This window comes from Aeromonas sp. 25-248, from assembly GCF_053005425.1.
This window is the reverse complement of sequence record NZ_JBRKTB010000014.1, coordinates 21,486-34,369: the sequence shown is the minus strand read 5'-3', so window position 1 is coordinate 34,369 and position 12,884 is coordinate 21,486. Positions and strand designations below refer to the sequence as shown.

Sequence of the window (12,884 nt, the reverse complement as noted above, 5' to 3'; positions counted from 1 at the left end):
AAAGGGGTGATTCCGGGTCGGTTGCCGGATTACTTCTGGCCCTGTCCGAACAGGGTCAGCAGCACGGCGTTCTGGATATGCATCCGGTTTTCTGCCTCATCCATGATGAGGGAGGCTGGGCCGTCCATGACCTCCGAGGTGATCTCCAGCTCCCGGTGGGCCGGCTGGCAGTGCAGCACATGCTGGATGCCGGTCCGATCGAGCAGGGCCTGGTTGATCTGATAAGGCATGAAGATATCTTTTACCTGCTCCATTGGTGTGTTGTCACCCATGGAAACCCAGGTATCGGTATAAACCACGTCAAAGCCTTCGATATCCGCGACATCATCGCTGATATGTATGGTCGCGCCAGATTGAGCTGCCAGCGCCTGGGCCTGCAGGAAGATCTGGGTATCCGGGCCATGGCCTTTCGGGCAGACCAGGGTCACATCGGTACCGAGGGTCGCCCCCAGCAGCAGCAGGGAGTGGCTCACGTTGTTGCCATCGCCGAGATAGGCCAGCTTCACCTTGGACAGATCGCTGTAGTGCTCGCTGATGGTCATGAAATCCGCCAGCCCCTGGCAGGGGTGGTAGAGGTTGCACAGGCTGTTGACCACAGGCACCGAGCCGAACTCGGCCAGCTCGACCAGGGTCTGGTGATCGAACACCCGGGCGACGATGGCGTCACACCAGCGGGACAGGTTGCTGGCGAAATCCTTCACCGACTCCCGCTTGCCGAGCGCCCCGTTCTGCTGATCCAGATAGACACTGTGACCACCCAGTTTGGCGATGCCGATATCGAAGGTGACCCGGGTACGCAGGGAGGGCTTCTCGAACAGGGTGACCACGCTCTTGCCCGCCAGGGCCTGGCTGTATTTCTTCGGATCGGCCTTGACCGCCTTGCCAAGCGCCAGCAGCGCCTCGATCTGGGCCTTGCTTAAATCACTGTCTTTCAGAAGATGTTGCATCGGATTGTCCTTTTCCCGGTGGAGATCAGAGGGTGACCTGGGTGCCGACCGCGCCGCCAGCCAGCAGCTTGAGCAGCTGATCCGGGTAGCGCCAGCTGGCGACACAGACCGGCTTGCCCAGGGTTTCGGCGGCGTGCAGGGCGGCTTTCACCTTGACGGCCATGCCGTCCGTGATAACCCCCTTCTCCATCAGGTCCAGCGCGCTCTGCTTGTCCAGTTGCGGCACCAGCTTGCCCTTGCCATCCAGAATGCCGCTCACATCCGACAGCATCACCAGATCGGCGCCCAGCGCTTCGGCGATGGCGGTGGCCGCCTGATCCGCATTGACGTTCATCATCTGTCCGTCGGCGGTAATGCCGATGGAGCTCACCACCGGCAGGAAGCCCTGCCCCAGGATGCCGGCCACCAGCGCCGGGTTGCCCGGTTTGCAGTCACCGACCGCACCGAGATCCGGATCGAGCTGGGTCACCTGGCACAGACCGCCGTCGGCGAGGCACAGACCCACAGCAGGAATGCCGGTGGAGATGGCCTTGGCCATCATCATCTTGTTGGCGGTCCCGGCCAGGGCACCGGCAATCACGGGGATCTGCTCGAACGGGGTCACCCGCAGGCCGTTCTTCTTGGTGGAGGTCATGCCCAGCCCCTTGAGCAGGTCGTCCACCAGGCAGCCACCACCGTGCACCAGCACCAGAGGACGGTGCTGATCATCCAGGAAGGTCTTCAGGGTGGCGAACAGGGCAGTCAGGGCCTCGTCGTTCTCGATCAGGGCACCACCCAACTTGATTACCAGCGTCTGCTTGTCCATCTTCTCGATCCTTTCTTAAAGCGTTAAATCAGGCCGGTGGCCGGTTCAAAACCAAACTTGATATTTATGCACTGCATGGCTTGCGAGGCGGCCCCCTTGAGCAGGTTGTCGATGGCAGAAACCACCACCAGCATGTTGCCCTGCTGCTGCCAGGCGATGTCGCAGTAGGGCGTGCTCGCCACGCCGCGGATGGAGGGCATTTGGCCGGTGAGGCGTACCAGGGGCTTGCCTTCGTAGGCCTTGAGGTAGGCCTGATCCACCTGGGTGTGCGTCACCCCTTCCGCCAGTTGCACATAGATGGTGGCCAGGATGCCCCGCACATAGTTGCCGAGGTGGGGCTGGAACAGCACCTCCTTGCCAAGGTGGTGGCTGATCTCCGGCTGGTGCCTGTGATTGAAGGTGCCATAGGGATTGAGGCTCACTTCGCAGAAACTGGTGTTGATGGCGGCCTTGCGACCGGCCCCGGAGACGCCGGAAACCGCATTGATAATGGGCTGCCACCCCTGGGCAATCAGCCCGGCCTGTTGCAGCGGCTTGAGGGCGCACAGGGAGGCGGTCGGGTAGCATCCCGGCACGGCAATCAGCTGGGCGGCCTTGACGGCATCGGCATTCCACTCGGCCAGACCGTAGGCGGCCTGCTCCAGCCACTGCTCATTCTCGTGGGTGAAGCCGTAGAAGGAAGAGTAGAACTGCTGATCGTTGACCCGGAAGGCACCGGAGAGGTCGAACACCGGCAACCCCTTGGCCAGGAACTTGGGCGCGAGTTCTGCACTCACCTCGTGAGCAGTGGCCAGCACCACCAGATCGGCCTGGGTCAGGATCCGGGTCATGCCGTCTTCGTCCAGGGGCAGCAGCGGCAGATCCAGCTTGCCCACCCACTGGGGATGCAGGGAAGAGAAGCGTTTGTGGGCGTCCTGGCTGCCGGCGGAAACATAGAGGCCGAACAGCTCGAGTTGTGGATGGTTCTGGACCAGAGCGGCCAGTTCGGCCCCCGCGTAGCCACTGGCACCGACGATAACGGTCTTAAGCATGTTTGAGTATTCCAAGTCTGGGTTCGAAATTCACAGCATGGTGCTGCGGTGCAAGGGGTCGGCTATCGCCCCTTTGATGCAACGAGTGCGGAGGGGCAATTCAGGCGGATATGCGTCGTCGGTTACAGATCAGGTGACAGAACATTAACTTTCCCTTACAACTAGAGGCCTTGTCGATGAGCACTCGAATAGAATATTCATGCACTCACTTTGCATTTGTATTTTCTAACAGAAACACTCCGGGGACGCAAGGAGGAGCTGATGGCCAAACTGGATTTTTTTTCACTTTATAAGAATATTATTGCGATTCCCTCTATCAGCAGCACGGATACTCGCTGGGATCAGAGCAACGAGGCGGTGATCCGGCTGCTGGCCGACTGGTTCGGCCAGCTTGGGTTCCAGTGCGAGGTCACGGCCCTGCCGGATCTGCCGGGCAAGTTCAACCTGGTGGCGACCTATGGTCAGGGAGAAGGGGGGCTGCTGCTCGCGGGTCACACGGATACGGTTCCCTTCGATGAAGGAGCCTGGACCAAAGACCCCTTCAAGGTGACCGAAGAGGGCAACCGCCTGTACGGGCTCGGCACCATCGACATGAAGGGCTTCTTCGCCTTTATCGTGGAAGCGCTCAAGGAGGTCGACCTCAAGACCCTGAGCAAGCCGCTGCGCATCCTGGCCACCGCCGATGAAGAGACCACCATGGCCGGGGCCCGCGCCATCGCCGCCGCAGCTGAACTCAAACCCGACTACGCGGTGATCGGTGAACCCACCGGGCTGGTGCCCGTGGTGGCCCACAAGGGCCACATGTCGGAAGCCATTCGCATCACAGGCCGAAGCGGCCACAGTTCGGATCCCGCCAACGGCGTCAATGCCATGGAGATCATGCACAAGGCCATGGGTCAGGTGCTCAGGCTCCAGCAGGATCTGAAGGAGAAGTACGCAGATCACCGTTTCGCCGTGCCCCAGCCCACCCTGAACCTCGGCTACATCCAGGGGGGCGACAGCCCGAACCGCATCTGCGGCTGCTGCGAGCTGCACATCGACATGCGTCCCACCCCGCAGGTGGGACCCGACGAGCTGATGGGCATGCTGAAAGAGGCGCTCTCCCCCATCGAGATCCACCAGCCCGGCTGCTTGCACCTGCAGCACCTGCACGAACCCATTCCGGCCTATGCCTGCCAGGATGACTCCGAGCTGGTGCGGGAGGCGGAAAAGGCGAGCGGCCGGGCCGCCGAGTCCGTGAACTATTGCACCGAAGCCCCCTTTATCCAGCAGCTGGGTTGCGAGACCATAGTGATGGGCCCAGGCCATATCACCCAGGCCCACCAGCCCGATGAATACCTGGATCTGTCGTTCGTCAAACCGACCACGGCGGTGCTGCAGCACCTGATCAGGCGCTTCTGCGTCTAGCCAAATAGGGATGTAAGTAAGTTACATGACAGGCGCCTTGGGACAGGTGAGGGAAATACATGTTCTGAATCGGCTTGTTATTTGACCTTGCGCAGACAATCTGGGTAGATTGTCCCCCTAAGATGACGGAGCATATGTTGTAATCGCACAACAATAAGTGAGGTCGCCTCCCGCCTGGAAGGTCAGGAGGCACCAACAAAATAAGGATGTGGAATGAACGAAAAGTACGCCGCACTACGGGCCAACGTAGGCATGTTGGGCCAACTGCTGGGTAAATCCATCAAGGATCATCAGGGGCAGGCCTTCCTCGACAAGATTGAGACCATTCGCCAGCTGGCCAAGTCTTCCCGCAAGGGGAACGAGGCAGACAGAGAGCGCCTGCTCGACACCCTGCGTACCCTCTCCGATGACGAACTGCTGCCCGTGGCCCGTGCCTTCAGCCAGTTCCTCAACCTGGCGAACGTGGCGGAGCAGTTCCACACCATCTCCCGTCGCTGCGAAGAGCAGGTCTGCACCCCGGACCCGCTGGAGCAGATGTTCGACAAGCTGAAAGCCTCCAACCTGTCCCAGGAGGCCATCATCCAGGCCGTGCGCGAGCTGGACATCGATCTGGTGCTGACCGCTCACCCCACCGAGGTGACCCGTCGTACCCTGATCCACAAGCACGTGCAGCTCAACGACTGCCTCGAGGCCCTGGAACTCTCCGATCTGCTGCCCCGCGAGCGGGACAAGATCCAGAGTCGCATTGAGCAACTGGTCAACCAGGCCTGGCACACCAACGAGATCCGCGAACAGCGCCCGACCCCGGTGGACGAAGCCAAGTGGGGCTTCGCCGTGGTGGAAAACAGCCTGTGGCCAGCCATCCCCGAATTCATGCGCAATCTGGACGAGCGCCTGCAACACCATCTGGGTGTGCGGCTGCCGCTGGACGCCGCGCCGGTCAAGTTCACCTCCTGGATGGGCGGTGACCGCGACGGCAACCCCTTCGTCACCGCCAAGGTGACCGCCGAAGTGCTGGAGCTGGGCCGCTGGATGGCGGTGAGCCTGTTCTACAAGGACATCAAGGAGCTTACCTCCGAGCTCTCCATGGCCGATTGCACCGACGCCGTGCGTGCCCGGGTCGGCGACAATCCCGAGCCCTATCGCGCCCTGGTGCGTGAGCTGCGCGAGCAGCTGCGCGAGACCCAGGAGTACCTGACTGCCAAGGTACAGGGCCAGGCGAGCGAGAGCCGGGATCTGGTCAAGAGCACCGCCCAGCTGCGCGAGCCCCTGGAGCTCTGCTACCACTCCCTGCACGCCTGCGGCATGGGCAACATCGCCGACGGCATGCTGCTGGACGTGCTGCGCAAGCTGGCCTGCTTCGGCATCCACCTGGTCAAGCTGGACATCCGTCAGGATGGCGAGCGTCACGGCCAGGTCTTCTCCGAGCTGACCCGCTACCTGGGTGTGGGCGACTACGCCGAGTGGAGCGAAGAGGACAAGCAGGCCTTCCTGCTGCGCGAGCTGAACTCCCGCCGCCCCCTCATCCCGAGCGACTGGGATCCCAGTGCCGAGACCCGCGAGACCATCGACACCTGTCGCGTCATCGCCCAGCACGACCCCGATGCATTCGGCATCTACATCATCTCCATGGCCGGTGCCCCATCCGATGTCTTGGCGGTCCAGCTGTTGCTGAAGGAAGCTGGCTGCAAGTTCCGCATGCCGGTTGCCCCGCTGTTCGAGACCCAGGAAGACCTGATGGCGGGCACCGCCGTGATGGAACGCCTGCTGTCGGTGGACTGGTATCGCGGTTACATCCAGGGCCGTCAGTACGTGATGATCGGCTACTCCGACTCCGCCAAGGATGCGGGCATGATGGCCGCTGGCTGGGCCCAGTACGCCGCCATGGAATCCCTGGTGGCGCTGGCTGAAGCCAACAACATCCGCCTCACCCTGTTCCATGGCCGCGGCGGTACCGTCGGCCGTGGCGGCGCCCCCGCCCATCAGGCGATCCTGTCGCAACCCCCGGGATCCCTGCGCGGCGGCCTGCGGGTCACCGAACAGGGGGAGATGATCCGCTTCAAGTTCGGCCTGCCGAAGGTGGCCATCCAGAGCCTGAACCTCTACACCAGCGCCGTGCTGGAGGGGAACCTGCTGCCGCCGCCCAAGCCGAAAGAGAGCTGGCGCGCCGTGATGGAGCAGCTGGCGTCTGTCTCCTGTGATCACTACCGCAGTATCGTGCGCGGTCACCCGGACTTCGTGCCCTACTTCCGTGCTGCCACCCCGGAGATGGAGCTCGGCAAGCTGCCGCTCGGTTCCCGCCCCGCCAAGCGCAAGCCCAACGGCGGTGTCGAGAGCCTGCGCGCCATCCCCTGGATCTTCGCCTGGACCCAGAACCGGCTGATGCTGCCGGCCTGGCTCGGCGCCCACAAGGGGTTGCAACAGGCCATCGACGACGGCCAGAAGAGCGTGCTGGACGAGATGAGCCGCCAGTGGCCCTTCTTCCGCACCCGTCTCGAGATGCTGGAGATGGTGTTCCTCAAGGCCGACCTCTGGCTGGCGGAATACTATGACACCCGCCTGGTGCCGGAGAACCTGTGGGCACTCGGCAAGCAGCTGCGTCAGGAGCTTGCCGACTCCATCGAGGTGGTGCTGAAACTGCGCCCGCAGGGCGACCTGCTGGACGATCAGCCCTGGATCAAGGAGTCCATCAAGCTGCGCAACCCCTACACAGACCCGCTCAACGTGCTGCAGGCCGAGCTGCTCAATCGCTCCCGCAACCACCCGGAGACCCTGCACCCCGAGCTGGATCAGGCGCTGATGGTCACCATCGCCGGCATCGCCGCCGGCATGCGCAACACCGGCTGATCCCGGACCGTTGCAAACAAGGGCGCCCCGGCGCCCTTTTTCGTCCCTGCCGGGCACGGGGATCCCGATATTGCCGCCAGCACAGCCTCCTCTAAGGGAAAAAAACATCCACAACAATCAGGGCGCCATGATGGCGCCCTGTTTTATTTCGCGATATGGCCTCTCATCAGGAGACCTGGTTGCGACCCCGACGTTTTGCCTCGTAAAGTCGCTGGTCCACGCATTGAAGCCAGTCATCCATGCGCCTGTAACTCATCTGATAGGGCGTGAGCCCCACGCTGATGGTGACGGTGATCGCCTGGTGCTGATACAGGAAGGTGTGCTGCTCCACCTGGCGCCGGATGCGCTCCATGATGGTGTGGGCCTCCTCCAGGGTCGTGCCCCGCAGCAGCAGGATGAACTCCTCCCCGCCAAATCGCGCCACCAGATCCTTGCTGCGCACCGCCTGCATCAGGAGCCCCGCCAGCGACGCCAGCACGGCATCTCCGGCAAGGTGTCCATATACATCATTGATTTGCTTGAAGAAGTCGATATCTATCAAGGCCAGGCAGCAGGCCTCCCCTTCGGCGGGATGGTGCTGGACGTGATCCAGCAACACGTTTGCCTGCTGGAAAAAGCTGCTGCGGTTGGGCAGCTTGGTCAAGAAATCGTGCTCGGCGTTGAAGCGCAGCACCCGCTCCATGCGGCTGCGCTCGTCCTCCAGGTTGCGGGCGTGAATAAGGGTGCCAAGGGCCGTGGTGAGGGGCTCGAGCAGGCTGACATGGGTCTCGTCAAAGCCACCCGGGCGGTTGGCCAGGGCGATCATGCCGATCGCCTCTCCCTTGTGGCGGATGGGAATGCCGAGGAAGCTCTCCAGGTGCGGATGACCACGGGGGGAGACACCGCGACTGGCTGGATGGCTCGGCAGATCGTTGCAGCACACCAGGGTATTGTGGGTCACCACGTGCCCAAACAGGTTGTCGAGCTTGCTGAAGATGAGCCCGCCCCGGCTCTGGCGCTGCTGCTCATACCAGGCATGGGTCGCCTCGTCCCAGGAGACATTGGAGATGGAGGGGACATAGAGACTGGGACAACCATCCTCGTACTGGATGATGCCGATGAAACCATAGGAGCTTTCGCTCACGCTCAGCAGGCGCTCGAAGACGGTGTCGCAGGCGGAGCCGAGATTGCGATCGAGCAGAAAACTCTGGTGCGCGGCCACCACGATGTCAAACAGCTGGCTCTGCTGCTCGACCCGCTGCTTGGCAATCACAGCCGAGGTAATGTCGTGCGCCAGCTTGACCACCCCCAGCAGGGTGCCGGCCTCGTCGCTCACGGGCATGTAGGTGGCATGGAGCCAGAGGGGGCTGCCACCTTGCCTGACCCGGCGAAACTCCCCCGACTGGATCTCGCCACCCAATACCTTCTGCCAGAAGAGATCATGCTCCGCCTGCAGATCCGGCGGCAACAGCATGAGATGGGACTGGCCCACCAGCGCTTCGGGGGGATAGCCCAGCATGTCGCAAAACAGGGGGTTGACCGACACCATGCGACCATCGAGATCGAACTCGACCATGCCATAGGCCCGATCAAGGGCGGTCAGCCTGGCGAGGGTCTCATATCGATCCATCGCGTCGATATCGCGAGCGCAAAGTGCTGTGGTATTCATGGCTACGATTCCTTTCGATCGCCGGCGCATTGCATTGGAATGCGGGGACAAGTGCCCAAATCATAGGATCCGGCACCCGGTTACGCTAACACAGGCCCCGATTGGGTGTGAAGACTGGTTCTTGCCACATCCGGCTCCCGGGCGCAGACTGTCTGGCCTTGCCACGGTTCGAGGAGACCCCATGACACCCGCCATCAACTTGCTGAAAAAGCTCAAGATCCCCCACAGGCTCTACCCCTACGAGTGTGAAGCCCACGACGACTTCGGCAAGCATGCCGCTACCCAGCTGGGTCTGCCTGAGGCACAGGTGTTCAAGACCCTGCTCGCCCATCACGACAAGCAGGCGGTGGTGGCCATCGTGCCCTCCTCGGGCATGTGCAGCCTCAAGCAGCTCGCCAAGGCTACCGGGCTCAAGAAGGTGGAGATGATGAAGCCGGCGGAAGCCGAAAAGCTGACCGGCTACAAGGTGGGCGGCATCAGTCCCCTGGCCCAGAAGAAGCTGCTGCCCACCGTGCTGGACGACTCCGCCATGGCCTTCGACGAGATCCTGGTGAGCGGTGGCAAGCGGGGGCTCTCAGTCGGCGTGGCCCCCGGGGACATGGTCCGGCTGATGAACTGGATTGCGGCCCCCATCGGCGATCACCACGACTGAACAAACAAAAGAGGCGCCATGACTGGCGCCTCTTGCGTCTGGATGTCGGATCTGGCGCCTTGTGTGCGAAGGATACCCAAAGCCCCGGCACCGGAAACCGCCCCGTCCCGGCGGGTGATCTGCCGCCCTCAACACGCCGCAGAGCGGCAGGCGGCGGTCAGTTCGGAGAGTCGGCGACGCTGACGCCCGGCATGGTCGAAGTTGCCGTCCTCCAGCCAGCGCTCGAAGCACCCTTTCAGGGCGGGCCACTCGCTGTCGATGACGGAGAACCAGGCCGTATCCCGGTTGTGTCCCTTGTCCACCCGCGCCTGACGGAAGGTCCCCTCATAGTGAAAGCCGAGGCGCAGGGCCGCCTGGCGCGAAGGCAGGTTCAGGGCATTGCACTTCCACTCGTAGCGCCGGTATCCCAGAGCAAAGGCATTGGCCATCATCAACACCATGGCCGCCGTCGCCAGCCGTGACTGCTGCATGGCGGGGGAGAAGTGCAGCCAGCCCACCTCGATGCTGCCCGCCAGGGGATCGATGCGCAGGTAGCTCGCCAGCCCCAGCGCTCGTCCGCTCCCCTCGTCGATGATGCCGTAGAACTGGGGATCCCGCTTGGTGGCGACCTCCCGCAGCCAGACCCCCATGGCGGCCTCGTCCGCGAAAGGGCCGCTGGTCAGATAAGTCCACATGGCCCCGCTGTCGGCACTGAATGCCTGCCACAGATCCCCCAGGTGGCGCTCGGGATCAAGGGGCTCGAGACGACAGCCCCAGCCATGCAGTGCACGGTGGGGAGGGAACTCGGCGCCGCGCCATTCTGGCAGCGCACGCCCCAGAGGCTGCCCAAAGTCGTTGAAAAGGGCGGCGCCGGACAGAGAGGCGTCGCCCCCCTCATTGCAACGTTCAACAGGCACAGGCAATTCCCCCTTCCAGCAGCACTCCGGGCTCGCTGCCCGTGGCGACGGCGAAACCGTCCTGACGCCACCAGTGCAGACCCCCTATCAACTCCTTGACCTCAAACCCGAGGGACGCCAGCTTGTAGGCCCCCTGGGTCGAACCGTTGCAGCCGATGCCGTCGCAATAGCAGACATACACCTGGTTCCGGTCCAGTACCGCCGTGGTCGACGCCGTCATGGTCCTGTGGGGGAAGGAGATGGCGCCGGGAATGTGCCCCTCGGCATAGTGTGCGGGGGAGCGGGTATCGATGACCACGATCCCCGCCGCCCCGGCCAGCAGATCGGCGGCCAGATCCGCCGGATCGGTACGAAACTTCAGTTGGGCCTCGAAAAAGGCGCTGGCTTCGGCGGCCCCTGCCACCCCTGTGCTCAATACATGACTCATCCTGAACGCTCCTGATGACTAGATGACGATCTCTGTGGTGACGACGGTGTTGACCGAGTTGGCGATGAAGCACTCCTCATGAGCCTGGTGGTGCAACTGCTCCAGATCGGCCAGGGCGGGCTCCCGCTCTCCCCCGAAGATCACCCTGGGACGCAGGGTGACCCGGGTCATGGCGAGGCGACCTTGCCCGTTTTTCGCCATGATGCCGACCGCGTCGTCCCGGTAGCTCTCTACCCGATAGCCCGCCTTCGCCGCCAGCCAGAGGAAGGTGAGCATGTGGCAACTGGAGAGGGCCGCCACAAACGCCTCTTCCGGGTCCACATGTTCCGCCACCGAGTAAGGCAGCGGCACCACATGGGGAGAGGAGGAGGCCGGCACCCTGACCCCGCCATCAAACGCCCACTCATGGGCCCGGCTGTAACGCTGATCGACGAAGGGCTCATGCTCCCCCCGCTGCCAACTGATGGTGGCACTGTATTCCGACATGCAGACTCCTTGTGTTGCCAATCCGTGCCGCCTGCTGGCGCCACCCTGTGACCACCAATGTAGCGACAAAATGGCCTTGCCACGCCGACCAATTTTGCCAATATGGGCAGACCAATTTCATCGAGCCGCCACCATGACCACCCACCCCACCCGCTCTGCCCGTCGGTCGCCAGCCCCACAGCCGCGCCATGCCCTGCGGGTAGGATCCCTGCCTCGAAAGAGGCGCAACCCCCGCGCCAACGGGAGCGCATCATGACCGTTCTGCCAACGCTCTTCGCCAGCCAGCAGCAAGGGGATCTGCCCCTGCACGAACAACTGGTGCGTACCCTGCGCGAGGCCATCCTGGCGGGCCACCTGCCCCTGCACAGCCGCCTGCCCGCCAGCCGCCTCCTGGCCCGGGATCTCGGTATCTCCCGCAGCACGGTGGAACTGGCCTATGGCCGGCTCGAGGCGGAGGGGTATCTGGTGCGCAAGGTGGGCGCCGGCAGCTTTGTCGCCCTGGCGGCGGTGCGCCCCGCGCCGCGCCCGCCCCAGTCAGCGGCTGGCCTCTCCCGTCGCGGCCAGGAGATGGCCCTGGGTGGCGCCTGTCACGACGTGCCCGAGGTGGGCACCACCTTTGCTTCCAGCCAGCCGGATCCCCGTCTCTTCCCCCAGGCACTCTGGGGTCGGCTGATGCAGCAACAGTGGCGCCAGCGCGCCAGCGACTGGATGAACTACGGGGATCCCCAGGGGCTTGGGGAACTTCGCGCCGCCATCAGCAGCTATCTGGTGCAGTCCCGCGGCGTGGTGTGCGAGCCGGATCAGATCCTGATCCTCACCAGCTCCCAGCAGGGGATCCTGCTGGCGACCCAGTTGCTCATCGATGCCGGTGACACCGTCTGGGTAGAAGACCCCGGTTATCCCGGGGCTCGCACCGCCATGGAGAGCGCTGGTGCCCGGGTGCATCCGGTGCCGGTGGATGAAGAGGGGCTCAACCCTCATGGGGATCATCCTGCGCCGCGCCTCATCTACTGCACCCCGGCACACCAGTATCCCCTTGGCGTCCCCATGAGCCTGCCCCGCCGCATGGAGCTGCTGGCCGAGGCAGAGCGTCACGGCGCCTGGATCCTGGAGGACGATTACGACGGGGAGTACCAGTATGATCAGCGTCCCCTGCCCGCCCTGCAGGGGCTCGACGGCCAGGGGCGGGTGATCTATGTGGGCACCTTCAGCAAGGTGCTGTTCGGCTCGCTGCGCCTCGCCTACCTGGTGCTGCCCAGGCCGCTGATGGACTCCTTCTGCCGCGCCCGGGCCGCCGTCGACGGCCACAGCAACCAGTTGCAGCAAGCGGTCACGGCAGACTTCATCCGGGGCGGGCACTTCGCCACCCACCTGCGCCAGAGCCGCCTCCTCTACCAGAGCAGACGGGATCTGCTGCTGGCGGAACTGGCCGAGCACTGCCCGGGGCTCACCCCCATCCACAGCGGCGCCGGCCTGCAGTGCGCCGTGCTGCTGCCCCCCGGTGGCGAGGCGCGCTGGACCGATGCCGCCAACGCCTGCGGGCTGGGGCTGCGCCATCTGGGCCAGTTCTACCTGGGCCCGCCGACGCTGGAAGGGTGGCTGCTCGGCTTTGGCTGCCTCGACAACCAGACGCTGCGCCAACTCTGTCGTCGCCTGGGTCTCTTGATGCAATCCGCATGACCCCCTTATCAAGAGGTCAGATCTGCCAGAGCCTGATAGCGCTGTGTCGACGGGAATG

General features: G+C 63.6%; 11 protein-coding genes. 4 read left to right on the top strand and 7 right to left on the bottom strand.

The annotated features are described in order from the left end of the window. Positions 1-29: 29 nt before the first annotated feature. The 3 genes from ACVDHI_RS17035 to argC are packed head-to-tail and all read right to left on the bottom strand — an operon-like array spanning position 30 to position 2,783. Positions 30-947: an ornithine carbamoyltransferase gene (locus tag ACVDHI_RS17035; RefSeq protein WP_010675688.1), complete on the bottom strand. Its 918-nt coding sequence runs from the start codon at positions 945-947 to the stop codon at positions 30-32. Between the two features lie 25 nt (positions 948-972). Further along, positions 973-1,752 carry an acetylglutamate kinase gene (gene argB, locus ACVDHI_RS17030; protein ID WP_010675689.1) on the bottom strand — a complete coding sequence of 260 codons (780 nt, stop codon included), beginning with the start codon at positions 1,750-1,752 and terminating at the stop codon, positions 973-975. Between the two features lie 23 nt (positions 1,753-1,775). Next, positions 1,776-2,783, bottom strand: coding sequence for an N-acetyl-gamma-glutamyl-phosphate reductase (gene argC / locus ACVDHI_RS17025; protein WP_447212313.1), 1,008 nt, complete (start codon positions 2,781-2,783; stop codon positions 1,776-1,778). Positions 2,784-3,044: 261 nt separating this feature from the next. Here argC and argE point away from each other — a divergent pair, with 261 nt between their 5' ends. Next, a complete protein-coding gene (gene argE / locus ACVDHI_RS17020; RefSeq protein ID WP_039040568.1) occupies positions 3,045-4,190 on the top strand; it encodes an acetylornithine deacetylase in 1,146 nt (381 codons plus the stop codon). A 213-nt stretch (positions 4,191-4,403) separates the two neighbouring features. After that, positions 4,404-7,037, top strand: a complete 2,634-nt coding sequence (gene ppc, locus ACVDHI_RS17015) for a phosphoenolpyruvate carboxylase (protein ID WP_010675692.1) — start codon at positions 4,404-4,406, stop codon at positions 7,035-7,037. A 166-nt stretch (positions 7,038-7,203) separates the two neighbouring features. On the opposite strand, the gene ACVDHI_RS17010 is transcribed toward ppc, so the two are convergent. Next, complete coding sequence (locus tag ACVDHI_RS17010; RefSeq protein ID WP_447212312.1) at positions 7,204-8,685, bottom strand: sensor domain-containing diguanylate cyclase; 1,482 nt, start codon at positions 8,683-8,685, stop codon at positions 7,204-7,206. 181 nt (positions 8,686-8,866) lie between these two features. Between ACVDHI_RS17010 and ybaK the strand changes: the two genes are divergently transcribed. Then, entirely contained in the window at positions 8,867-9,337 is a 471-nt protein-coding gene (gene ybaK, locus ACVDHI_RS17005; RefSeq protein ID WP_010675694.1) for a Cys-tRNA(Pro) deacylase, read from the top strand. 128 nt (positions 9,338-9,465) lie between these two features. Here the strand turns inward: ybaK and ACVDHI_RS17000 are convergent, their stop codons facing one another. The 3 genes from ACVDHI_RS17000 to ACVDHI_RS16990 are packed head-to-tail and all read right to left on the bottom strand — an operon-like array spanning position 9,466 to position 11,146. Continuing rightward, positions 9,466-10,194: a GNAT family N-acetyltransferase gene (locus ACVDHI_RS17000; RefSeq protein WP_201890406.1), complete on the bottom strand. Its 729-nt coding sequence runs from the start codon at positions 10,192-10,194 to the stop codon at positions 9,466-9,468. A 28-nt stretch (positions 10,195-10,222) separates the two neighbouring features. Beyond that, the gene (locus ACVDHI_RS16995) at positions 10,223-10,660 is read right to left on the bottom strand and encodes a rhodanese-like domain-containing protein (RefSeq protein ID WP_447212311.1); all 438 of its coding nucleotides are present in this window, start codon (positions 10,658-10,660) and stop codon (positions 10,223-10,225) included. A gap of 18 nt (positions 10,661-10,678) precedes the next feature. Beyond that, the gene (locus ACVDHI_RS16990; RefSeq protein ID WP_042014799.1) at positions 10,679-11,146 is read right to left on the bottom strand and encodes an OsmC family protein; all 468 of its coding nucleotides are present in this window, start codon (positions 11,144-11,146) and stop codon (positions 10,679-10,681) included. Positions 11,147-11,398: 252 nt separating this feature from the next. Between ACVDHI_RS16990 and pdxR the strand changes: the two genes are divergently transcribed. After that, the gene (gene pdxR, locus ACVDHI_RS16985; RefSeq protein ID WP_447212310.1) at positions 11,399-12,826 is read left to right on the top strand and encodes a MocR-like pyridoxine biosynthesis transcription factor PdxR; all 1,428 of its coding nucleotides are present in this window, start codon (positions 11,399-11,401) and stop codon (positions 12,824-12,826) included. Positions 12,827-12,884 lie beyond the last annotated feature (58 nt).